Genomic DNA, 25,099 nt, shown 5'->3' on the forward strand with positions numbered 1-25,099 from the left:
TTCAATTTTTAATTTACGAAAGGCAATCCTTATATAGTTTAATAGTCTCTTTCAATCCATAATATAAAGCATCACAGATTAAAGCATGTCCTATAGAAACCTCATCCAACCAAGGAATGTTCTGATTAAAATACGCCAGATTATCCAAATTCAAGTCATGGCCGGCATTTACTCCCAAACCCAAATTTTTAGCTTGTTGTGCAGCAGCAATAAAGGGAGCAATAGCTTCTTCACGATTCTCCGGATATTTAGTTGCATACGGCTCTGTGTAAAGTTCAATACGGTCGGTGCCGGTTTTTGCTGCCAGTACGATATTATCCAAATCTGTACCTACAAAAATAGAGGTACGGATACCGTTCGTAGTAAAAGTATCGACCAACTCACTCAAACGGTCAAAATGAATTTTCACATCCCATCCTGCATTAGACGTTATTGCATCCGGAGCATCCGGAACAAGCGTAACTTGTGTAGGTTTTACCTTCAAAACCAAATCCACAAATGCATCACAGGGATAACCTTCTATGTTAAACTCTGTTTTAATCAACGGTTTCAAAGCAAACACATCACTGTAACGGATATGTCTTTCATCAGGACGAGGATGAACTGTAATACCCTGGGCACCGAAAGATTCACAATTCTGAGCGACTTCCAGCACGTCCGGCATATTACCGCCGCGCGCATTACGAATAGTTGCAACCTTGTTAATGTTTACACTTAAATTTGTCATCGAATATCGTTATATCTTTTTTTCTTGATTACATTTGCACAAAAGTATCGACAAATTTAGTAGGATTTGGGGAATTTACAGAAAAATGTTAGTAAAAGATTTCATAATGAAAGATATTCCGGTGTTAAAAAGTTTTGACACAGTAGAATACGCTTTAGGGCTAATGGATGATTTTAAACTTAAACATCTTCCATTACTAAATGAAAACACATATCAGTGTTTACTTTCGGAAAAAGATTTGTTAGCCATACCTAGCTCATCAATTACTATTGGCGAACCGGTAATGTTTGCACCCAGTGTACGTGAGGACAGCCATTTACACGAAGCACTTGCAATCATAACACGCTATGGTTTAAGCTTACTACCGGTTGTTTCCACCGAAGGCATTTACTCAGGAGCCATCACCCGGGACAAATTAATCGAGGCTTTATCCGAATTATGTAATGCAGAAGCAGAAGGAAGTATAATTGTCCTCGAAATGATGCCTCAGGATTATGTTCTTTCAGATATTGCCCGTCTGGTTGAATCCAACAATGCCCATGTTATAAATCTATTATCACATACGGATAAAGATACAGGAAAGTTGCTAATCTCCATTAAGATCGATTTGGAGGATGCATCGCCCGTTATACGCAGCTTTGAACGGTTTAATTATACCGTTCTCTACCATTTCATGGAAAAAGGAATGGTAGACGATGTTTTACAGCAGCGGATGGACGAATTGCTACATTATATGAATATGTAAAAGAAAGGACTAAAATATGAAAGTAGGAGTTTTTGGCAGTAAACATCAGGTTGAAAAACAAAACCTAATCAAACGTCTATTTGAAAAACTACATACCCTGGAAGCCGAAGTATATGTAGACAGTCTATTTTACACATTCCTTACCGACGCTTTAGGATACGAGCCACCCATGTCGGGACTTATAAGTGGAGACGAATTTAACCTGGATGTTGCTTTAAGTATCGGCGGCGACGGAACATTTTTACGAACAGCAGCACGGGTAAACAAACAAAATATCCCGATACTCGGCATCAACACCGGACGTTTAGGATTCTTAGCAGATGTAAGCAGTAATGAAGTAGAAGATACTCTCGAAGAACTTTTCAAAAACTACTACCGCATAGAAGAACGCACTTTACTACGTCTTCATACGGAAGATCACATCTATCATGGCTATAATTACGCATTGAACGAGATCGCAATTCTAAAACGTGACACATCATCCATGATAACCATCCACACCTCGTTAAATGAAGATTATTTGACATCCTATCAGGCAGATGGCCTTGTCGTTGCTACACCTACAGGGTCTACAGCCTACTCTATGAGTGTAAACGGTCCTATCATACTGCCGCAAAGTAACAATATTGTATTAAGTCCCGTAGCTCCCCATTCATTAAATGTCCGTCCATTAGTCATACCTGATTCATATACAATTACATTAGGAGTAGAGAGCAGGAGCAGCAATTTTCTTATTGCGCTGGACGGCCGTTCGGAAGTATTCCCTACCGGTATAGAATTGGAAATAAGTAAAGCTAATTATACAACAAAGGTCATCAAGCGTTACAACCATACTTTTTACCAGACTTTGCGGGAAAAATTAATGTGGGGAGCAGACGCAAGAATGAAATAATGTTAAATATCAAAAGATTTATGCCGAAAAGTTATGCTATAAAACATAAACACCATATATTTGCACTGTGTTTTTCATGGTATTAGATTTAAGGTTAACAATGAAGATTGGCTGTCCGTGATGGATAGCCTTTTTTGTTTTATACTGTTCCGCATACATAATCCAATACCCAATATAAATGAATAAAACGATATTACTTATTCAATAGAGCAAAACTACCATCAATAACAAGGAAAACAAAAAAACATTGCGCGCCGTATGAGCTAACGTTTTATTAAGTTCACGCCCCCGGTAAAGCTTCAACTCCATCCAGGTAGATATAAAAAGGACTGCAAAAGCGCCAAATACAAAATGTATCCACCAAGCACTACTTAATAATAAAGGCATCACAATAAGTAATGCGGCTACCCCATTTATAAAATAAACAACGCGACCAAAATTACGGCCAAATAAAACAATTGTAGTCCGCTTATTGGCTGCTTTATCTTGTTCATAATCCCGGTAATTATTTACAATCAGAATATTGACAGACAACAAACCCAATGCCAATGATAATAAAAAAGACAATAGAGAAAAAGAAAGTGCTTGCACATAATAAGTAAAACAAACCGGAATCATTCCATAAAACAGCAACACGCAAACATCACCCAAACCATTATATGCCAACGGAAAAGGTCCTGCAGAATAAGCTAACACACATATCGCAATGGCTAAACCTACCGGAATAAGTTCCCAACCGGCATAAAACAAAAGCATACATCCGCAAAGACATGCCAATGCCAAGGTGACAAAAGTTCCTTTCAACATAGCTTTTGGAGTAATCCAACCCGAAGCCACCGCACGGTCCGGTCCTAAACGGTCTTCTTTATCCGCACCTTTCTTAAAATCAAAATAATCATTCGCAAAATTACTGGCAATTTGTGCCAATAAAGCTACTAATAAACAAAGTATAGCAGGCACCAGGCGAAACATACCATCACGATATGCCAAAGCACATCCTACTAACACCGGACTAAACGAAGCAGGCAATGTTTTTGGCCTGGCAGCTTCCAGCCATGCACTTAAAAGAGTTTTTTCTTCTTTCATATCAACCTTTTACATATTTTACCTGCAAAAGTAAAAACAAAAAAACCAAATAGTTGTTACTTTATTAAGATTTCATATATATTTGCAGCATGAAGAATATTCTATTTATAATAGGTCTGCTAATTGGTATGTTTCTGCTTGCACCGGAAGATGGTGTAAATAGGGACAACGATACTATTGCTGCCAATCAGGAAACTCTTATGAAAGAAAAAACTTCTGCCGATATACAACATCATCTGGAAATACTAAGCAGTGAATTAAAAGGCAGTAACGGTCTTACGCCCCGCCGGAATATTCAAACAACCAATTACAACTTTGAGTTACGTATTCAAAAAGGGGCAGAAAAAACGCTACAGTTCATCCGCTTGAAAGGAATAAACGTACTCCATAAAGTATCTGAAACTAATTCAGATTGTCATACCATAAACTTATCAACTCTTCTCTGCCGGATGGGGCATCACATCTTTGTCCTCCGGAAACTCATTATTTGATTTATTGCGAATAATTGCGTCTTTGCGTATGGAAGCCATATCTTCTATACCATTTAATTATTGTGCTCTTTCAGCACAAATCAATTTATTATTCACTCTAAAATCATACAATTATGTCTAAAAATAAATCAGGCAAAGGCCGAATATATCTTTATGTTCTTATCACAATTGCAGGTTGCGTACTTGCGTGTAGTTCAATTATTACAAACGACTATTTGAAACTTGTTATCGTAATGGGCACACTTTGTGTCGGTTTATATGGGATCATGAGAGGTCTCAGTAATTCCGGGAACACGGAAGAAGCGACTGCGATTAACGAAGAGACATCCAAATAAGTGAGGTACATAATTAAAAAAACAGAAAGATATGAAAATAAATAAAGATTTGGTAGATGCAGTTATGATGCTATCATTTATCACATTAGTATTAGTTGGTACTACCGACTTCTCTAACATAATGACTAAAGATGTAATAATGGGATGCTTAGGCTTTATCACCGTAGTGATGGTTGTATTGCGTGGCATACAATTAAAGCAAGCAGCTCATGAAAAGCCAGAGGAATATGACTATGAATAAAGATTTAGAATATTCATTATAAGACAAATATTCCAATACAAAAACCTAACAAATGTCCGGAAAAACTTCCTATTGTTACTCCGAGGTGACTTGGGGTTACTTGAAATACGTTTTTCTGCCTATTAAAAAATAACTTGCTGTTTATTTGAGTATGGTATCTATAATACCTGCCAATAGGAAACCGGACATTTTTTATCTTATTTTATTCAACCCGTTGCATATCTTTAATTAATTCACGAATATTGCATGTAAATAAAACAATATGTAATATATTCATGTGCTTTTAAATAGCAATATTATTATGAAAAGACAATTCCTTATCATGCTTTTTTGTCTCTGTACAAGTACGGGGATACTTGTTGCGCAAAACCGATGGACAATTAATCCAAACGGAAGTATTTCATGGAAAGTAAAAGATAAGCTACCTCATTATGATCATATTGAAATGAGTGGTCTGAAAGTTTCAACCGTATTACGTTACGGGGTGAATCAAGATGGCTCCTTTCGACTGAATAAAAGCTTAGTGTGGCCTATGTTGCGAACAATTCCCAACAACACACACGCCAGCCTTACAAGAAAATTTGCATGGAATGCGCCCGAAATGATTACTGTAAACGGATTATCATTATTAAACGAACAAGTACATACAATAACATTAGACGGAACAATGATTGTAGAAAGCACTTTTTCCTTCCCTGGCCATGCAAGCATATCCTTAATACGCACCATTTTCCCTTCCGTATCCAATCCTGCCATATACGAGAAATATATCTTGCAAAATACGGGGGAAACCAATATTACAGTCGAAGTCCCCGTTTCACGAACCATAACAAATACAGATCCTTCAATGGGTGTAGACGGTAGCTACAAACTTATATCCGAAATAACAGGTTCGGCAACCAAACAACTCCGGCCCAAAGAAACATTTGTATTTTATACATCCATAACCGGATATAAAAACGGGGAAACAGAACTTAAACCCGATATTGAAAAAGAACTGCAAGCCCGCAAAAGTCTTGTTTCCGGGTTATGGAATAATCTGATTCTTGAAACCCCGGATCCTGTAATCAACACGATGTTTGCCTTTGCAAAAATACGCGGCTCCGAAAGTATATACGACACTAAAGGAGGATTGCTTCATGGTCCGGGAGGCGAATCTTACTATGCTGCAATCTGGGCTAACGACCAAGCCGAATATATCAATCCGTTCTTTCCATATTTAGGATATGAAACCGGAAACGCATCAGCCCTGAACTCTTTTAAGCACTTCGCACGGTTTATGAATCGGGAATATAGTAAGATACCAAGTTCCATTATAGCAGAAGGTACCGATGTATGGGGAGGAGCCGGAGACCGTGGTGATGCAGCGATGGTTGCATACGGGGCAGCGCGTTATGCTTTAGCCGAAGGAGATAAAGCAGAAGCTGAAGAACTATGGCCTTTGATTGAATGGTGCCTGGAATATTGCCATCGCCAGTTGAACAGCGAAGGTGTAGTAGCTTCCGATGCAGACGAATTGGAAAACCGTTTTCCGGCGGGCAAAGCCAACCTGTGTACATCCTCATTATATTATGATGCCCTATTATCTGCTGTATATTTAGGAAAAGATTTGCATAAACCTTCGGCCCAATTGGCATCTTATGATAAACAGGCTAAGACTCTCCGCAAAAACATGGAAAGCTATTTCGGAGCCAAAGTAGAAGGCTTCGATACATATCAATATTACGAAGGTAATGATATACTACGCTCATGGATTTGTATTCCGCTGACCGTTGGCATTTACAATCGCAAAGAAGCAACTATCCAAGCCCTTTTCTCCCCGCGTCTATGGACAAAAAACGGTTTGTTGACACAGGCCGGCAGCGAAACTTTCTGGGACCGTTCTACTTTGTACGCATTACGTGGAGTCTATGCGTGTGGTGAAACAGAGAAAGCAACCGAATATCTCAAGTTCTATTCCAACCAGCGTTTACTGGGAGAACACGTCCCCTATGCTATCGAAGCCTGGCCGGAAGGAAGTCAACGCCATTTATCGGCCGAAAGCGGGTTATATTGCCGCATCATAACAGAAGGTTTATTCGGAATCCGTCCTACCGGTTTAAAATCATTCCTTTTCACACCTCGCCTGCCTAAGGAGTGGAATACAATGAGCTTACGGAATATTAAAGCATTCGGAACCTCTTTTGATATCGAAGTAAACCGAAACCAAAGTAAGATAGATATATCGGTCAAAATTGGTAATAAAACCTTATTACACAAAAACACTAAAGAAGGAGAAACTATAACGGTCGAGCTACCAGGTAGCACACGGTAATCCAACAATAAAAAAAGGCGTCCCTAATGAAGAGACGCCTTTGCTGTTTTATTTATCATTATTACTACCATATAACCACACGGTCTGCAGGAGCCATATACATCGGATCACCCTCTTTTATTCCGAAAGCAGCATAAAAGTCATCTATATTACGTAAAGCAGCATTCACACGCCATTTACCCAAAGAATGAGGATCAATCTTTGTAAGACGAAGAATCTCTTCCGGTCTGATATTTTGCCCCCACAAAGTTGCATAACCTAAATAGAAGCGCTGATCATCAGTAAAACCATCAATCGGAGCCGGAGCCTCTTTACCCTTCAATGAATTTTTATAAGCCTGATGTGCTACCAGCAATCCGCCATGGTCGGCAATGTTCTCACCCAGTGTAAAACGGCCGTTAGCATGTACTGTATCTAATACAATAATATTATTATATTGTTCAACCAGTTTGTCGGCGCGTTCCGTAAAACGCTTAGCATCATCGGCAGTCCACCAGTCAGTCAGATTACCGTCTTTATCATAATTACGTCCCTGATCGTCAAAACCATGAGTCATCTCATGTCCGATCACCACGCCAATAGCACCATAATTTACAGCATCATCGGCATCCGGATTAAAGAACGGAGGCTGGAGAATTGCAGCAGGGAAACAAATCTCATTCGTTGTCGGGTTATAATAAGCATTAACCGTTTGAGGTGTTATGAGCCAACGGGATTTATCCACCGGTTTATTCAAGTCTGCCAGATAATATTCAGCATCAAAAATATTAGAACGGCGCACATTAGCCCAATACGAATCGTCCTTTATTTCCAGGCCGCTGTAATCGCGCCATTTATCAGGATAGCCTATCTTTACACCAAAAGCAGCCAGTTTTTCCTGAGCTTTTTCCTTGGTTACATTGCTCATCCATTCCAATGAAGCAATACGTTCGCCCAATGCTTTCTGCAAATTTCCAACCAACTGAAGCATTTTTTCTTTAGAAGAAGCCGGAAAATACTTTGCTACATACATTTCGCCGACAGCTTCGCCCAAAGCTCCATTCACAGTAGAAAGAGAACGTTTCCAACGTGGTTTCTGTTCCTGCTGTCCCGACATAACCTTCCCGTAGAAATCAAAAGAAGCAGTTACAAAATCGTCACTCAGGTAAGGAGCTGCTGCGTTCAGCAAGTTAAATGCCAGATAAGCCTTCTGCTCATCAATCGATGTGTTTTTGAACAAATCTTCCAAACCTTTATAGAAATTAATCTGTTTGGCATCCAACTCCTTCAAATCCGGAACGCCTAAAGACTGGAAATAAACATCCCAGTCCAAAGCACTGCTATGCTTTTTAAAGTCTTCAAATGAAAGTTTATTGTAATTCTTTTGCGAATCGCGTAATTCTTCGCGACTTGAAGATATCTGAGCAATATTCTTTTCGATTTTCATTACAGCATTTACAGCAGCATCAGCCTGTTCGGGAGTATATCCAGCCAAAGTGAATAATTTATTAATATAAGCCTGATATGCATCACGCATCTTTTCACTTGCTTCGTCTGTCTGTAAATAATAATCGCGATCGCCCATGCCTATTCCTGCCTGATACAGCCCCATAATATTCATAGAACTATTCTTTTCATCAGCAGCTACAAAATAAACAAAGAACGGAGACATACCTCCTTTATGCAGGGTGGCAACCATTTTTGAAATATCGGATTTTGTAACCAACGAATTGATAGCAGCCAACTCTTCCTTAACAGGATTTACACCATCGGCGTTCAGTTTTGTGCTATCCAGCCCCATCGCATATAAAGTACCTATTTTCTGAGCTACGGTTCCGGCTTGTTGGGGAGTAGTTCCCAATTCATCAATCAAATTACGGAGTTGCTCCTGATTATTTTCCATTAATACATTAAAAGTACCAAAACTTGAATATTCAGGTTTCAACGGATTATTTTTAATCCATCCGCCACATGCATATTCGTAAAAATCAGTACCCGAAGCCACTGTCGTATCCATATTTGCCAGATCAATGGCTTTCACTTTTGCAATCTCTTTCGCAGGAGTATTGCAGCCCACCAAAGCAACCATACAAGCTGCCATAAACGGTAACATCTTCGTTTTTTTCATTTTACTAACTTTAAGCCTTAAAAGATGGTGCAAAGGTAGTATAAATAAAAACAAATAGTCTGCTAACAATCTTTATTTAACGCCAGTAATTTAACAAAATAATAAAGTATGCAAGGCAAATAACAGAAATTGCTAACTTTGCCCGCAGAATAGAGAAACACTAAAAAATATAGACATTATGAAACCTACATTATTTGTTCTGGCAGCCGGTATGGGTAGCCGTTACGGAGGATTAAAACAATTAGACGGCCTTGGCCCCAACGGCGAGACAATTATGGACTATTCTATTTTCGATGCTATTCGTGGCGGATTCGGAAAATTGGTATTTGTTATCCGCAAATCATTTGAAAAAGATTTCCGCGAAAAAATTATCTCCAAATATGAAAACCATATTCCTGTCGAAGTAGTATTTCAGGATTTAAACGACCTTCCGGCAGGGTTTACTTGTCCTGAAGGACGCGAAAAACCGTGGGGAACAAACCACGCTGTACTTATGGGGAAAAAGGTGATTAACGAACCTTTTGCCGTAATCAATGCAGACGACTTTTACGGACGCGATAGTTTTGCCGTATTAGGTAAAGCTCTAACCGGAATGACAGGTAAGAAAAACGACTATTGCATGGTTGGCTACCGTGTTGGCAATACATTGAGTGAGAGCGGCTCCGTTGCCCGTGGCGTTTGCGAAACAAATGCGGCAGGCTTCCTTACTGGCGTTGTTGAGCGTACTGCAATCGAACGTATTGACGGAGATATCCAATTTACAGACGAAAACGGAAAGAAAGTTGTATTAGAAGAAAATACACCTGTTTCCATGAATATGTGGGGGTTTACTCCTGATTATTTTGAATATTCAGAAGAATTTTTCAAAGAATTCCTGAAAGCAAATATGGGTAATCTTAAAAGCGAATATTTCATTCCTTTAATGGTAAACAAACTGATAACAGAAAACACCGCCCGTGTGAAAGTTTTAGATACTACATCTAAATGGTTCGGCGTTACCTATGCTGCAGACCGTCAAGGTGTGGTTGATAAGATACAGGCATTAGTGGATGCAGGAGAATATCCTTCAAAACTATTCTGATTCAAAAATCAAATAACAGACAAATCGGCTATCTAACCTTGTTATTAGACAGCCGATTTGTTATTTTGTGTGCAAAGAATCTTCCTGCTTATTCATTGCACTATCAATCCTGATGTATATCTATATAAGCCTTATCAAGATGAACTGCTTCGGTTATAGGTTATAGGTTATCGGCTATGCGATTGCAAGAGTAGAAAAGCGCAGATGATCAATTATTCATATTTTATTCCTATTTTTGCCTCCAAATTAATTGCAAATAAAATATGAAACGAATCCTTACTTTGTTGTTTGTTTCGGTATTTATTCTTTCGCTTTGCCCGTTACATGCGCAAGAAACCGAGACATTGGTGCTGATTAATACGGATATGGGTAAGATTAAGGTGAAACTGTTTAATGACACACCTCAACATAGGGACAACTTTATCAAGAACGTAAAAGAAAAACTATACGACGGATTGTTATTCCATCGTGTCATAAAGCAATTTATGATTCAGGGTGGAGATATTACATCAAAAGATGCCCCTATAGACAAACATCTGGGAGACGGAGATCCTGATTATACTATCCCGGCAGAAATAGTTTTCCCTAAATATTTCCATAAACGGGGAATGCTTTGTGCTGCCCGTACGGGAGATGAAGAGAATCCGGAAAAGGCATCCTCGGCCTCTCAATTCTATATTGTAACCGGCAAGTATTACACGGAAATGGAACTGGATAAAATGACCAAGGAAAAAGGCACAACCTTTACACCCGAACAAAAACAAGCCTATATGCTGGAAGGCGGAACACCTCATCTGGATGGTAACTATACTGTTTTCGGCGAGGTAGTAAGCGGCATGAAAGCAGTAGACAAAATACAATTTACGGAAACCAACGAGAACGACCGCCCGGTAAAAAATATCAAGATTAAAACAATGACTATTGTCAATAAATAAAGATTGAAATATGGAGAATCAAGCAACAGAAACACTCGTAGTGATGCACACCAATAAAGGCGACATCAAACTGAAATTATATAACGATACGCCAAAACATCGCGACAACTTTATTAAACTGGTAAAAGACGGACAATATAACGGCCTCCTTTTTCACCGTGTTATTAAAGATTTCATGATACAGGGCGGTGACATTACATCCAAAGACGCACCAATGAACAAGCAATTAGGGGCAGGAGATTTGGGTTACACCGTGCCGGCCGAATTTGCCTATCCGAAATATTTCCATAAGCAAGGAGCCTTATGTGCCGCACGTACAGGAGATGAAGTAAACCCAAACAAAGAATCTTCGGCTTCACAATTCTATATTGTAACTGGCAAAAAATATAACGACAGCGAACTGAGCCAAATGGAAAAACAGATGGAAAGCCAATTGAAACAATCCATCTTTGCGCGCTTGCAAACAGAAAACAAATCCAAAATTATGGAGCTTTACCGGAGTGGCAACAGAGACGAACTAAATATCCTTAAAGATACATTAATAGGCAAAACAGAACTGGAAGCCGAGAAACGTAAAGAAGAAACCAAATTAAATCCGGAAGTACGCGAGATTTATAAAACAATCGGAGGCGTTCCTTTTCTGGATAATCAATATACGGTTTACGGAGAAGTAGTTGAGGGACTAGACGTGGTAAACAATATACAGAATGTTAAGACCAACAAACAAGACCGTCCAACCGAAAATATTGTTATAGAATCCGTAGAAATACTTTAATATAACATATAGTGGCATACAAATAATTCCGGATTGTTTGTATGCCATTATCATGTAAATGCGCTTCATATCTCCACATGCTTTCCAATTACATAGAACACTATAAAAAAACTATTCGCCTGGGTGTGCCTATAATGTTAGGGCAACTGGGCATTATCATTGTTGGGTTTGCCGATAATATAATGGTAGGCCACCATAGTACAAACGAGTTGGCAGCCGCTTCATTTGTAAATAATTTCTTTAACCTGGCTTTCATCTTCGGTATGGGGTTCTCTTACGGACTAACGCCTATCATCGGTGGATTATTTGCCGGAAAAGATTACACTAAAGCCGGCGAAACACTGAAGAACAGTCTTTTTATCAATTTTATTGTTGGAATATTAATCAGTCTTTGCATGCTGGTGTTACTGCTCAACATCGATGTATTAAATCAGCCAAACGAACTGATGCCTTACATCAGGCCGTATTATATATTGCAATTATTTTCCGTCATTTTTGCTATGTTATTCAACTCTTTCAAGCAATTCAGCGATGGAATAACAGATACGTTAACTCCCATGTGGATTATGCTTAGCGCAAACGTACTCAATATAATAGGCAATTATTTCCTGATATACGGTCATTGTGGCGTACCGGAAATGGGGCTGACCGGAGCCGGTATATCTACTCTGGCAAGTCGTATCATTACCTTCTTCTCATTCTTATATATATTCACCCACCATAGCAAATACAGCCGGTTTTTAACCGGATTCAAACAAGGTATTATCAACCGTATCAACCTGAACAATTTAGTTCGGTTAGGATTTCCTGTAGGATTGCAGATGGGCGTAGAAACCGGCTCATTCAGCCTGAGTGTTATTATGATGGGATGGTTGGGAAGTACGGCACTGGCAGCGCATCAGGTTGTCGGGGTAATCACCACATTGGGGTTTATGGTTTACTACGGCATTGCAGCAGCCGTAACCATACGTGTAAGCAGTTATAAAGAGTGGAACGATTACAGCAGCATCCGTTATGCTTCTTTCGCCGGATTACATCTGACTATGTTTGTTGCCATAGTCGTAGTATCGCTTATTCTGATTTTCAAAAACAGCATGGGATATTTGTTTACCCCGGAAAAACAGGTAGTAGAAATGGTGGCGCTTCTATCCTACTCAGTCATCCTTTACCAATTCGGAGACGGATTACAAATATTATTTGCCAATGCGTTAAGAGGAATCTCGGACGTAAAATATATGGCTTATATGGCTTTTGTCTGCCACTTCGGATTAGCCCTGCCAATTGGTTACCTGTGCGGATTCATATTCGACTGGGGTGCCATTGGTGTATGGTGCGGATTTCCGGTCAGCCTTACAACGTTAGGTATTTTATTATGGAGAAGATTCAACAAACTTACTCTGCAAAGTAAAAATATCCCGGTTACTCCCTAATTCATTAAAAACCCTTATCTTTGAGCGTCGCTAAACAAAGATAAGAATTATGGACTACGGATTTGTTAAAGTAGCTGCAGCCATACCACATGTATTGGTTGCAGATTGTTTCTATAATATCCAACAAATAAAAGGGTTAATACACAAGGCTTCAGAAAAGGGGGTACAGATCATAGCTTTTCCGGAACTGTCGGTAACCTCCTACACCTGCTTTGATCTGTTCACTCAACAAACATTACTTCGTAATGCCGAAAAGGCTTTACTACAACTAGTTGACGAAACCGGCAATTCGGGTATACTCTCCATTGTAGGTTGTCCTCTGGTAACCGAAAACAGATTGATAAATGCTGCCGTTATCTTTCAATGCGGCAAAATAGTAGCTGTAGTACCGAAGACATACCTGCCCAACTATAAAGAATTTCAGGAACAACGTTGGTTTACTTCAGCCGACGATCTGAACAGCGATACTATTATAATAGGCAATCAATCCTATCCGCTTGGCCGCCATCTTATTTTTGCACAAGATAAAATAAAGATCGGCATTGAAATATGTGAAGATTTATGGGTTCCTGTTCCTCCCAGTTCTTTGCTAGCAATACAAGGAGCAAACTTATTATTCAATATTTCGGCAAGCAACGAGCTGATAGGCAAACATCATTATCTACGTTCATTAATCAGTCAGCAATCGGCGCGTTGTCTGGCAGGTTATATTTATTCATCGGCGGGATTTGGAGAGTCGAGCACTGACCTCGTATTTGCCGGCAACGGCATCATTGCAGAAAACGGCAAGATATTAAACAAATCCGAACGTTTCTGTATGGAAGAACAACTTATCATAAGCGAAATTGATATTCAGAATCTGCAAAACGACAGATTGACAAATACCAGTTTCTCACAAGAAAACGTCGGACTTTCTCAAAAAAACTGTACGGTCATTCCTGTAAAACTGCCTGAATTTTCCGGTAAACTTACGCGTCCTATAGATCCGCATCCTTTCATACCGTCCGGTGATGCCCTGAATGAACGGTGCAATGAAATATTTCACATTCAAGTAGCAGGTCTTGCCAAACGTTTGTTGCATACCCATGCTCAAACAGCAATAATAGGTATCTCAGGAGGCTTGGATTCTACGCTGGCGCTTCTCGTTGCCGTTATGACATTCGATGCCCTGCATATTTCACGCAAACACATAATCGGAATCACAATGCCGGGATTTGGCACTACCGGAAGAACTTACAATAATGCCGTAAATCTGATACATTCTTTAGGGGTGACACTCCGGGAAATTTCTATTAAAGATGCCTGTATACAGCACTTCAAAGATATTCATCATGATATCAATGTACATGATGTTACTTACGAGAACAGCCAGGCCCGTGAACGCACGCAAATACTAATGGATGTTGCCAATCAGGAAAACGGTTTAGTAATCGGAACCGGTGATTTGTCGGAATTGGCTCTCGGCTGGGCTACATATAATGGAGATCATATGTCTATGTACGGTGTAAACGGAAGCATACCAAAAACGCTGGTTAAATACCTGGTTGAATGGGTGGCTCTTCATAAAGTCGATGAAACGTCACGTCTTACTTTATTGGATATTATCGACACACCAATCAGTCCGGAACTAATCCCGGCAGATGAAAACGGTAACATTAAACAAAAAACAGAAGATTTAGTAGGTCCTTACGAACTACATGATTTCTATCTTTATCATTTCTTACGTTTCGGTTCTACTCCGTCCAAGATATATTATCTGGCTCAAAAAGCCTTTACTGGCAAATATGATAATGTAACAATCAAAAGATGGTTGCATACCTTTTTCCGCCGTTTTTTCCAGCAACAATTTAAGCGCAATTGTCTGCCCGACGGGCCAAAAGTCGGCTCAATCAGTCTCTCACCCCGAGGAGACTGGCGTATGCCCAGTGATGCAATGGCTACGTTGTGGCTAAAAGAAATAGAAGGACTGGAATAATTGCCCCCGATCATTTTATCAAATCATAACGATGTTTCCAAAAAATGATCGGGATGATTTTTATATTTTCTTATTTCTCCAGTTTCCTTTCCATATATAATAAAATGATGAAAGAATCATTATATTATATACATATTCGGTTGTCCAACAAACAGCTATTTCAGGCTGCATCTTAATTACAATATAGAATATATAAAGCACATACACTGCAATACTAACTATATCTATAATCAAGGCAATACGTGTATTCCCTGTTCCCGAAACACTAAAAAAGAAAATAAATGCGGGAACAGCCAGCAGATAAGATGACAGCATTACCCATAAAGAAGGAACCGAAGCGGCTACCAACTCCTGGTTATCCGTATAAATACGCAATACCAGTTCTGGAAAAACAGCAAATAGCAATGCTATAGGTAATACAAAATAATAACAGATGCGTACCATCCGACGACACAGCTTCATAACTTGTTCTGTTTCTCCTGCTCCAATTAAATTACTAACCAGGGAACTGTTAGTCGAGGCAAATGCATTTACAAACATAAACAGGAAAGAAGATATGCTACGCACTATATTCGTTACAGCCAACGGACGTTCGCCTAAATGCTCCACTGCAATAAAAAAGATAAACCAACCACAAAAAGCAATACCATGCTGTATCATCACCCAAACAGAAACACTTAATATCTGTCCGAGCATTCTAAAATCTACTCCTTCATACCGAAACAATCCATACTTCTTATAATCAACCTTTTTCCATGTATATATTATAAAAAATAAAACAGAAACAGCTTCGGAAATAGAAGATGCAATAGCAGCTCCTGCTATTCCCAAAGCAGGGAAACCTAATTTACCGAATATAAGAATATAGTTCAGGACTACATTCGTCAATACCATAACCACAGAATTTGCGGTAAGAATCTTCGTATGGGTAGTTCCAACATAAAAAGCCCGGAACATGACGGCGGTAAAAGAAAAAAAGAATCCGTATACGCGCCAATCTATATACTTCATTGTAGCCAGATAAACATCTTCCGATCCTATCAAATGGCGTAATAATATAGGAGAATAAAAATTAGACAATGTAAACAGGACAGCCGCCAATAACAACAAAAATAGCATACCCTGTGTAAATACAGGCCCGATCTTTAAATAATCCTGTTCCCCGTTACGGCGGGCTATCAGCACCTGAGCTCCGACACTAAACCCGAAGCCCAGCATATAAATTACCAAGTAATAGACTCCGGCTAAGGCTGATGCACCAAGTTCTACCTCACCTACCCGTCCTAAATAAGCCGTATCTGTCAACCCGATAAGGTGCTCCATTAATAAACTTATCAATACGGGATATGTTATCTGTAATATTTGTTTGTTTGAGAACTGCATACCGGATTTTGTTAAAAAGGGAGGCAAAGGTAATGATTAGATGTTATTTATACAATATAAAAGAAGAAGAACCGTTTCTTTAATAGCTTATAATTTTGAACAAGATGATAGCAAAAACTTTTTTAACGGTGCTTTTTACAGTTACATTATTTAGCTGTACCGGACAAAACACGAATACAACAAATTATGCGGAGACTACGCCTATGCATATTCAACGCTTTGACAAAGAATTGTTTGTCCTGATCGATACGAAAGATACGACCATGCAGGTACAGCTCCGCAAACAATATCCCCAAATGCTAGATATTCTAGGCAAAGGTATATTGAATATCCAGACTCCGGATGATCCGAATTTCTTCCCTAAACTTATCACTTTTTATTCGGAGCCGACACTAAAACAACTGTATATGGAAGCCATTACGCAGTATAACGATATTTCGGATATAGAAAAAAAATTAGGAGAAGGATTCAACTATCTTCATGCCAATTTTCCATCCATGCAAATTCCGGCAGTATATATGCACATATCCGGATTTAATCAGAACGTACTTGTAGGTGACAGTTTGCTATCCATATCTATTGATAAATATATGGGTAAAGACTTTCCATTATATCAGGATTTTTTCTACAACTACCAGAAACAAAAAATGCAACGTCATAATATTGTCCCCGATTATCTGGCAGGCTGGATCATGTCCGAATATCCATTTACAGGAAAAGAGAATGTACTTTTAGACCGTATGATTTATGAAGGAAAAATAAAATACCTGTTAAGCCAGGCATTGCCGGAGATAACACAAGCCGATTTGATTGGTTTTACCGAACAAAACCTCAACTGGTGCAAAGAACATGAAGAAGATATCTGGAAAGCCATCATCGAACGCAAGGATCTTTTTACCCCGGACCACATGACTACTTCCAAATACTTTGAGGATGCACCTTCCACCCATCTTGCTAATGAAGCTCCCGGAAACGTTGGTACGTGGATAGGTTGGCAGATCGTTAATAAATATATGAAAGAAACAAACAGCACACCAGAAGCCCTGATAAATGCAAATGCACAAACAATACTGGAAGCATCCAAATATAAACCCTAATAAAAAAGAAACCGTCCTATTCTCACGAACAAGACGGATAACCTAATCTAACTTAATTCTAATACCATGAAAAACACTATATCACTATAACATAAGGAAAAGAAAAAGGTTCAAACTTTCCCTTTCTTTTTTTGGATACCTCAAAAAAATGTATCTTTAGCCTCGAAAAGCTAAACGCAAATATTATTTATCATTCAAATAAACTAAATCCATGAAAAAACTTTTTTTGTTGCTGGGCCTATTAGCCTTACACCTGATTTCATTTGCTACTGATACTCTGTTTGTAAATGAACCCCAAATACCTATACTGATCGACCGGACAGACAATGTGTTATTTGAAATACGCATCCCTGCCCAAAAAGGCGACATATTAAACAAACTGACATTGCAGTTTGACCAATCGGTAAACATTGATGATATTCAATCAGTACGGCTTTATTACGCAGGAGTTGAAGCTCCATCAAGAAGTGGAACACATTATAGTCCGGTAACTTATATTTCAAGCCACTCCCGTGACTGGACCCGCAAAGCCAATCCGTCCTACTCCGTGAAGAAAGACGAAGTAAACAATCCATCCGACAATCTTACCTTCACTACCACTCAATCTATGGTAAATGGGGTAAACTATTATTGGATAAGTATTGAAATGAAACCGGAAACTTCTTTACTCTCCAAAATATCCGCCACAATCCCGCAGGCAATAATCAATAACAAATCTGCAATTGTATCCTGGGCAGGAAAAGCAGAAACCCGTCGTGTAGGAATCGGAGTGCGCCAGGCATGGGATGATGGTGTTGCCGCTTATCGTATTCCCGGATTAGCAACTACCAATAATGGAACACTATTAGGAGTTTACGATATACGTTATAACAATAGTATGGATTTGCAGGAAATGGTAGACATAGGCCTTAGCCGGAGTACAGACAAAGGACAAACCTGGGAACCTATGCGCATAGCCATGAGCTTTGGAGAAGCCGGTGGGCTTCCGCATGCACAAAATGGTGTTGGCGACCCTGCGATATTGGTAGACGAAAAAACGAATACTGTTTGGATTGTCGCTGCATGGACACACGGTATGGGAAACGAACGAGCATGGTGGAACTCCATGCCGGGAATGACTCCGGACGAGACAGCCCAGTTAATGCTTGTAAAAAGTGAAGATGATGGTAAAACATGGAGTCAACCCATTAATATAACCTCACAGGTAAAAGACCCTTCGTGGTATTTTCTTCTGCAAGGTCCCGGACGTGGAATTACAATGCAGGATGGTACTTTAGTCTTTCCCATACAGTTTATAGATGCAACCCGTATCCCAAATGCAGGCATAATGTATAGTAAAGATCGTGGAGAAACATGGCATCTTCATAATCCGGCACGTACAAACACAACGGAATCGCAAGTGGTAGAAGTGGAACCGGGCGTTCTGATGCTCAATATGCGCGACAACCGCGGAGGAAGTCGTGCCATTGCCACTACCCGCGATCTAGGGAAAACATGGGAAGAACATCCTTCCAGCCGTCATGCACTTCAGGAACCCATATGTATGGCAAGTTTGATAAAAGTAGATGCAAAAGATAATATCACCGGCAAAAAACTGCTTCTATTCTCTAACCCCAATACCCAAAAACGTCGTAACCATATTACGATCAAAGCAAGTCTGGATGAAGGACTCACCTGGCCCGCAGAACACCAGGTAATGTTGGACGAAGCTGAGGGATGGGGCTATACCTGCCTGTCTATGATAGATAAAGAAACCGTTGGTATTTTTTACGAATCAAGTGTAGCGCACATGACATTCCAGGCAATCAAACTATCGGATCTCATCAAGTAACAGCCAGGACAATATTTGTTTCTGTTAATAATCTTTGTTTGTCATAAAGCAGGCAAACCCAACCCATTCTAAATTGTTGTATTATCGTAGTCGATAATAAGAACAGCATGGATTGGAATAATTTGGATATCCGGGAACTGAAAAAACGACGGATATGGAAGCTCAAACTTATTGATGCCCGTCTATATTTTGTCAGCATATTTGTGGGATTGCTCACCGGGATGGTAGCAGTCCCATACCATTATCTGCTCCAACTATTTTTTGACATCCGCAAAGCTTTCTTCGATTCGCATCCTCACTGGTATTTCCATTTGCTGTTGTTTCCCATACTATGGGGCATCCTTATATTTGTGAGCTGGTTAGTAAAAAAGATGCCTCTTATTACAGGAGGAGGTATTCCACAAACACGTGGAGTAATCAACGGACGCGTGGATTATAAAAACCCATTACTCCAATTGATTGCAAAATTTTCAGGAGGTGTATTATCTCTCAGCGCCGGGTTATCATTAGGCCGGGAAGGCCCATGTGTTCAGATAGGTTCATATATCGGCTACCTCGTTTCCAAGTGGGGTCGTGTACTATCGGGCGAACGAAAACAACTTTTAGCAGCCGGAGCCGGGGCCGGGCTGGCTGCTGCTTTTGCCGCCCCCCTGGCATCTTCATTACTCGTAATCGAATCCATAGAACGTTTTGATGCGCCCAAGACAGCCATCACCACCCTGTTAGCCGGCGTGGTAGCAGGAGGCATTGCCAGTATCATCTTTCCAATAAACCCTTATTTTAAAATCGATGCAATCGCTCCTTCCATGCCTATGTTAGAGCGATTCAAAGTTCTTTTATTATTGGCTGTAGTGATCTCTGTCTTTGCAAAATTATATTCATGGTTCACCTTATGGAACAAAAATATATATCCGCGAATCAAACAACCTGCTCATATAAAATTACTTTATTTACTAATTATTGCTTATACGATTTCTCTTTTAGAAGTTGACCTCACAGGAGGTGGGGAACATTTTCTTATCATGCAGGCAATGGATGGTTACAAACCGATATTATGGATTACAGCCATGATGTTGATCCATTTGGTTTTTAGCACCTTTTCTTTTTCTTCCGGTTTACCGGGCGGAAACTTTATTCCCACACTCGTAACAGGGGGTTTATTCGGGCAGATTATAGCTTTATTACTGGTAAAATACGGATATATAGCAGAGGCCAATATCAGCTACATAATGCTTATCAGTATGGTAGGATTCTTAGTAGCCGTAGTACGCACCCCATTAACGGGCATTGTATTGATTACTGAAATAACAGGACACTTGGAAGTTTTTTATCCGTCCATTATCGTTGGAGGATTAACTTATTATTTCACCGAATTGTTGCAAATCAAGCCGTTTAATGTTGTACTGTATGATGAAATGATCGCCCAACCACCCTATAGCCAGCAAAAGCGTTCCAGCCTCTTTGTGGAAATTATGCACGGTTCTTACTTTGACGGGAAAAAAACAGAAGAACTTACTTTACCGGAACGATGCTTTATTAAAAACATACGCCGTGACCGTAAAACGCTTTCTCCCCAAGGAGAAACCCTGATTCCCGGCGATCAGGTTGAAATAGAGATTGATGCACAAGACATAGAAAAATTATACGAACCTCTAATCAGTTTGGCAAATATTTATTAACTAAATAATTATATCATGGCAAAGATTTTAACAGAAGCAGGCAGTACCCATGCATCCATGCACTTTCGGGACAATATTCCTGTAGAAATGAAGAATGACGAATGGTAATGTTTTAAAATCAGAAGCCCCGGAATAATATAGATATTCCGGGGCTATCAAACCACTTCCGGTGGCAGAAATAACCGTTTATCAGAAGTTGAATTGAGCAGATACATTAATTCTGTTTGCCTGACGCGTCATATCATCAAAGTCTGTACGCCATCCATGGAGATATTCTACTCCGGCCTGAAGATTGGGAGTGATGTTCCAAAACACATTAGCTACCAAATACTGTCCATAGCGATATTGATCCGACGGAGTCCGGGGATAGTCCTTTTCGCTATAAAGACGGGACTGGCTATATGTACTTGAAATAAAAACTTTAGGAGTGATATTGTATTGCAAGCCTGCATACCAACCCATCATAGGAAGCACCTGCATTTCGCCTTGCTTTTCCGGATTCGGAACAATATCCACATTCAGGTTACTGATATCATTCATATACTGACTGATGCCGCGTCCGTATACACCCTGGCCGAACACCTGCAGGCTCTTGCCCAAATTGAAAGTTGTTGAAGCCAATACACCCCATCCGGCTTCAGACTCGGCTTTATGAGCTACAAGGTTATCATAAGTCATACTACGGAAAATACCTGCTACACGCAGATGACTACTCTTGTTCCAGTTATATTGTACATATAAAGGAAAGCTTGGAGTACGTTGTACGCCTATACGTTCGTTGGAAGTAGTGAGTCCGTCTACATCCGGCATTTCTACAGCGATACCCATTTTCAGACGTTGCATAAAGGTATGTTCATAACGGAATTGCGTAGCACGATGAAATGCCATACCGTTAGGACCTGCGAAATCGATTGTAGGAGGTGCACCGGCCGCATCCATAAAGAGAGTGTAATCATATCCTAATGTAAACCCGAGGAAAGATGCGTACGCATTTTGTAACTGGAATACTTTGTCGCCACCACGGAAATTACCTGCAGTATAGACTACAAAATCACCCAGGTTTTTGGTACGTCCTACCAATTTTAAAAAGATAGTACTGGTAGTTGCATCCATCTGGAATTGATTACGTGCATACGTACCCTGTCCTTTGTTGGGGATAAGAGAAGGATAAAAATCGACATCATCCGAAATTCCATCAAAGTCGTACTCAGCAGTAGCTTTCACATATCCACCTATACCAAGGGCAAAACGTCCCTTTCGGTCGGTCAATATAAAACGGGGAGCTTTAGGATCGTGGAACCGTTGGGGTTGAGTCTCATTCATGACGCGAACAATCTCATCACCTGCTTTGTCGATGGTAACCAGCATGATCGCATTAGGGTCATCATCTTCAATAATCACTTTCTGTGTCTTGCCCTGCGCATGGGCGGCGTTTGCTAGTCCGGCAGCCAATAAGATAGCTGCCCCTTGTAAAAATAGTCTCATAGATGTTCACTGTTTAGATTTATTACCTAAGTTGAACAACTATGAGATGAAAAGGTTTAGAATGTGACATCCACTCCACCCATAAAAACGGCTTTTGGCATGGGATATCCCACATTAATCTGATAACGGGTTGCCGTAAGATTTTCTCCCTTGACGAATAAATTCAAGCCCTTCTCCAATGTGCCGAAACGATAAGCAACACGCGCATTTAACAAGGTATAATTTTCTTTTAAATTTTGTACCGGATTCTTATCATTTACATTGACATAGAGATCTGAAATAGACTCCACATTGACATCAAATGTAAAACGACCGGGCGAATATGTCACATCGGCAAAAAATTTATGTTTAGGTGCCGCAGTTGTAGGTTTGTTAGTATGCAGATAACTATAATTCATTCCTAAATTCAGATTATTCAAAATCTGATAACGGGCATCAAACTCTATACCTTTATTATATAAGTGTCCTACATTCTGCAGCTGCATATTGACCGTACTTATAGTATTTTTTCCTTCAATATAGAAAGCTGTTAATTCGGCGGACAATCGATTATCAAGAAATGTCTGTCCCACAGAAAGCTCATAATTAAGCATACTTTCCGGTAACAAATCAGGATTTGCTTTCGAATAAGGTAAATAGGAAATATACAATTCACGCAAAGTCGGACTTCTAAAACCTTTAGAAAACGATCCCTTTATGGTATTTCCTTCAAATAAACGAAGAGCGAAACCCGCTTGCGGAACCCATTCACTGCCATAAGCACTGCTATGTTCATAACGAAGACCTGCGTTGATGCTCAACTTATCAAAAAAATCCTGCTGCATGATAGCATAACCGGCAATCTCATTTACCGTCTTATTCACCACTTCGCCACGAGTACCTTTGATGCTGTCCTGCCACGCATGTCCGCCCCAATTCTTATAATCGATACCGGCAGTAAAACTATTTCCTTTAAACAGCCTGAAGGACTGATAAATTTGCACCCCTGCATTATGGTCATCCGAACGGAATAGAAATGGACTCGGAGCAGCATCCGGTTTATGTCCGTCATTTATTTTATGATCACCCCAATTATAAAAAACACGAATAGCGCCACTGGTCTTCTCATAGTTATTTTCTAAAGCGAAAGAAGTAGTCCCGCGAAGTATATTCATTATATTATCAATCTTCGGATCAGTTATCATTCCAGGGTTATGAGTCTTATACTTGGCAAGGGTTAAGTTTCCGGATACTTTATAGTGTTCATTCATTTTATAACCAAGATTCAAAAAACCATTCGTGATATGGAACTCCGAATTGGGTCGGTGTCCGTCCGTCCGATCATGATTTATAGATATGAAGCTACTGAAGTTGCCCACATTATAACCATTGTTAATCATATATTTCTGCGTATTATACGAGCCATACATAATACGGGCTTGCGTACGACGTCCTTCCTGGTTATGCCTGCGGGTAATAATATTCACAACTCCCCCCATCGCGTTAGAACCGTAAAGTAAAGAACCCGGACCACGGATAACTTCTACACGTTCTACATCTGAAGCCACATAAGTGTCTGGCAACGCATGACCGAAAACGCCAGCCCACTGTGGTTGTCCATCAAATAACATCAGCACTCTGTTACTCTGTCCTATTCCACGGATGTTAACCATTCCGGCCGAACCATCCGACACACCAAAGCCAGTAATTCCTTTCTGGGTAACAAAAAGTCCGGGAACACGCTGAGACAATACAGGAAGCAAAGCAGACTCGCTACTTGACTCAATTTCATTTCTACTGATTACTGAAATAGATAACGGGACACTGTTTCTGTTTACAAAAATCTTATTGGCCGAGACCACCACACCTTGCAAATTAATCAGGCTATCAATTTTTCCCGTATCAGAAGCATAAGATAAAAATACAGACAAAAGTCCGGAAATAAGTAAAAATGTCCTTTTCATATATTTCGTGTTAATATTATATTATTGAACGCACAAAAGTAACACGATTTATATAAAACGTAACACGATTTGAAAAAAAAAGCATCAATCGGCGCGACTCATCACTAATTTCCCATGTTTTATTCCTTTTATAGTAGTCAAACGATCCGACAACTCCGTCAATCTGTAGGCTGTTCCCATTACTGTTACAATATGGAGGCAGAAACTTTGATTGATATAATATTGCGAAGAAGAGAGGATAACGTCATTATAGATCCGTTCGATTTCTGTCATTTTTGTATATATTTCTTTTTTTTCCTGATCGTACATGATAATAATAGTACCAGCAACAATATGGTTGCATTGCCATTTTTTCTCAGCCACATTTTTTTCTATAAGAAACCGGATAGCCTGAGAACGATTAGCAAAACCATTCTCTTCCACATATTGGTCCAAAGAATCCAATACATTATCTTCCAAAGACACACCGAAACGTTTTAATGCCATAATTATTTTTTATCAATCAAGAGGTAAAGATAAAGCATTTTGACGGAACTATAATCTTTTT

Annotated in this window: 20 protein-coding genes; 13 read left to right on the forward strand and 7 right to left on the reverse strand. The window is 39.7% G+C overall.

Going from position 1 to position 25,099, the window contains the following annotated elements; translation table 11 throughout:
- Positions 1-13 precede the first annotated feature (13 nt).
- A complete protein-coding gene (locus CTY47_RS01145) occupies positions 14-727 on the reverse strand; it encodes a pyridoxine 5'-phosphate synthase (RefSeq protein WP_099463036.1) in 714 nt (237 codons plus the stop codon).
- An 85-nt stretch (positions 728-812) separates the two neighbouring features.
- On the opposite strand from CTY47_RS01145, the gene CTY47_RS01150 reads away from it, so the two are divergent.
- On the forward strand, positions 813-1,472 hold the full coding sequence (locus CTY47_RS01150; RefSeq protein WP_099463037.1) for a CBS domain-containing protein: 660 nt from the start codon (positions 813-815) through the stop codon (positions 1,470-1,472).
- A 16-nt stretch (positions 1,473-1,488) separates the two neighbouring features.
- Complete coding sequence (locus CTY47_RS01155) at positions 1,489-2,364, forward strand: NAD kinase (RefSeq protein ID WP_099463038.1); 876 nt, start codon at positions 1,489-1,491, stop codon at positions 2,362-2,364.
- A 201-nt stretch (positions 2,365-2,565) separates the two neighbouring features.
- Here the strand turns inward: CTY47_RS01155 and CTY47_RS01160 are convergent, their stop codons facing one another.
- The gene (locus tag CTY47_RS01160; protein WP_099463039.1) at positions 2,566-3,450 is read right to left on the reverse strand and encodes a 1,4-dihydroxy-2-naphthoate polyprenyltransferase; all 885 of its coding nucleotides are present in this window, start codon (positions 3,448-3,450) and stop codon (positions 2,566-2,568) included.
- Between the two features lie 89 nt (positions 3,451-3,539).
- On the opposite strand from CTY47_RS01160, the gene CTY47_RS01165 reads away from it, so the two are divergent.
- From CTY47_RS01165 to CTY47_RS01180, 3 genes are all read left to right on the forward strand, one after another.
- Entirely contained in the window at positions 3,540-3,941 is a 402-nt protein-coding gene (locus CTY47_RS01165; protein WP_099463040.1) for a hypothetical protein, read from the forward strand.
- A 366-nt stretch (positions 3,942-4,307) separates the two neighbouring features.
- Positions 4,308-4,517: a hypothetical protein gene (locus CTY47_RS01175; RefSeq protein ID WP_099463042.1), complete on the forward strand. Its 210-nt coding sequence runs from the start codon at positions 4,308-4,310 to the stop codon at positions 4,515-4,517.
- 301 nt (positions 4,518-4,818) lie between these two features.
- Positions 4,819-6,831, forward strand: a complete 2,013-nt coding sequence (locus CTY47_RS01180) for a glucosidase family protein (protein ID WP_099463043.1) — start codon at positions 4,819-4,821, stop codon at positions 6,829-6,831.
- 64 nt (positions 6,832-6,895) lie between these two features.
- On the opposite strand, the gene CTY47_RS01185 is transcribed toward CTY47_RS01180, so the two are convergent.
- Entirely contained in the window at positions 6,896-8,938 is a 2,043-nt protein-coding gene (locus tag CTY47_RS01185; protein WP_099463044.1) for a M13 family metallopeptidase, read from the reverse strand.
- Between the two features lie 178 nt (positions 8,939-9,116).
- Between CTY47_RS01185 and CTY47_RS01190 the strand changes: the two genes are divergently transcribed.
- The 5 genes from CTY47_RS01190 to CTY47_RS01210 all read left to right on the forward strand — a co-directional run bounded on the left by CTY47_RS01190 (position 9,117) and on the right by CTY47_RS01210 (position 15,134).
- Positions 9,117-10,019 (forward strand): glycosyltransferase family protein, encoded by a 903-nt coding sequence (locus CTY47_RS01190; protein WP_099463045.1) that lies wholly within the window; start codon positions 9,117-9,119, stop codon positions 10,017-10,019.
- A gap of 263 nt (positions 10,020-10,282) precedes the next feature.
- Positions 10,283-10,954, forward strand: coding sequence for a peptidylprolyl isomerase (locus CTY47_RS01195; RefSeq protein ID WP_099463046.1), 672 nt, complete (start codon positions 10,283-10,285; stop codon positions 10,952-10,954).
- A gap of 10 nt (positions 10,955-10,964) precedes the next feature.
- Entirely contained in the window at positions 10,965-11,729 is a 765-nt protein-coding gene (locus CTY47_RS01200; protein ID WP_099463047.1) for a peptidylprolyl isomerase, read from the forward strand.
- Positions 11,730-11,806: 77 nt separating this feature from the next.
- Positions 11,807-13,159 carry an MATE family efflux transporter gene (locus CTY47_RS01205; RefSeq protein WP_233202063.1) on the forward strand — a complete coding sequence of 451 codons (1,353 nt, stop codon included), beginning with the start codon at positions 11,807-11,809 and terminating at the stop codon, positions 13,157-13,159.
- A 49-nt stretch (positions 13,160-13,208) separates the two neighbouring features.
- Positions 13,209-15,134: an NAD(+) synthase gene (locus tag CTY47_RS01210; protein ID WP_099463049.1), complete on the forward strand. Its 1,926-nt coding sequence runs from the start codon at positions 13,209-13,211 to the stop codon at positions 15,132-15,134.
- A gap of 60 nt (positions 15,135-15,194) precedes the next feature.
- Here the strand turns inward: CTY47_RS01210 and CTY47_RS01215 are convergent, their stop codons facing one another.
- Entirely contained in the window at positions 15,195-16,517 is a 1,323-nt protein-coding gene (locus CTY47_RS01215; protein ID WP_099463050.1) for an MATE family efflux transporter, read from the reverse strand.
- Positions 16,518-16,621: 104 nt separating this feature from the next.
- On the opposite strand from CTY47_RS01215, the gene gldB reads away from it, so the two are divergent.
- The 3 genes from gldB to CTY47_RS01230 all read left to right on the forward strand — a co-directional run bounded on the left by gldB (position 16,622) and on the right by CTY47_RS01230 (position 21,124).
- A complete protein-coding gene (gldB, locus tag CTY47_RS01220; RefSeq protein ID WP_099463051.1) occupies positions 16,622-17,614 on the forward strand; it encodes a gliding motility lipoprotein GldB in 993 nt (330 codons plus the stop codon).
- A gap of 211 nt (positions 17,615-17,825) precedes the next feature.
- Complete coding sequence (locus CTY47_RS01225) at positions 17,826-19,445, forward strand: sialidase family protein (RefSeq protein ID WP_099463052.1); 1,620 nt, start codon at positions 17,826-17,828, stop codon at positions 19,443-19,445.
- Positions 19,446-19,552: 107 nt separating this feature from the next.
- A complete protein-coding gene (locus tag CTY47_RS01230; protein ID WP_099463053.1) occupies positions 19,553-21,124 on the forward strand; it encodes a ClC family H(+)/Cl(-) exchange transporter in 1,572 nt (523 codons plus the stop codon).
- 189 nt (positions 21,125-21,313) lie between these two features.
- On the opposite strand, the gene CTY47_RS01235 is transcribed toward CTY47_RS01230, so the two are convergent.
- The 3 genes from CTY47_RS01235 to nikR form a co-directional block, all read right to left on the reverse strand.
- Positions 21,314-22,609 carry a DcaP family trimeric outer membrane transporter gene (locus tag CTY47_RS01235; RefSeq protein ID WP_099463054.1) on the reverse strand — a complete coding sequence of 432 codons (1,296 nt, stop codon included), beginning with the start codon at positions 22,607-22,609 and terminating at the stop codon, positions 21,314-21,316.
- Positions 22,610-22,665: 56 nt separating this feature from the next.
- Positions 22,666-24,552, reverse strand: coding sequence for a TonB-dependent receptor plug domain-containing protein (locus CTY47_RS01240; protein WP_099463055.1), 1,887 nt, complete (start codon positions 24,550-24,552; stop codon positions 22,666-22,668).
- An 84-nt stretch (positions 24,553-24,636) separates the two neighbouring features.
- Positions 24,637-25,038: a nickel-responsive transcriptional regulator NikR gene (gene nikR, locus CTY47_RS01245; RefSeq protein ID WP_099463056.1), complete on the reverse strand. Its 402-nt coding sequence runs from the start codon at positions 25,036-25,038 to the stop codon at positions 24,637-24,639.
- Between the last annotated feature and the right edge of the window lie 61 nt (positions 25,039-25,099).

Source organism: Parabacteroides provencensis, from assembly GCF_900232875.1.
GTDB lineage: Bacteria > Bacteroidota > Bacteroidia > Bacteroidales > Tannerellaceae > Parabacteroides > Parabacteroides chinchillae.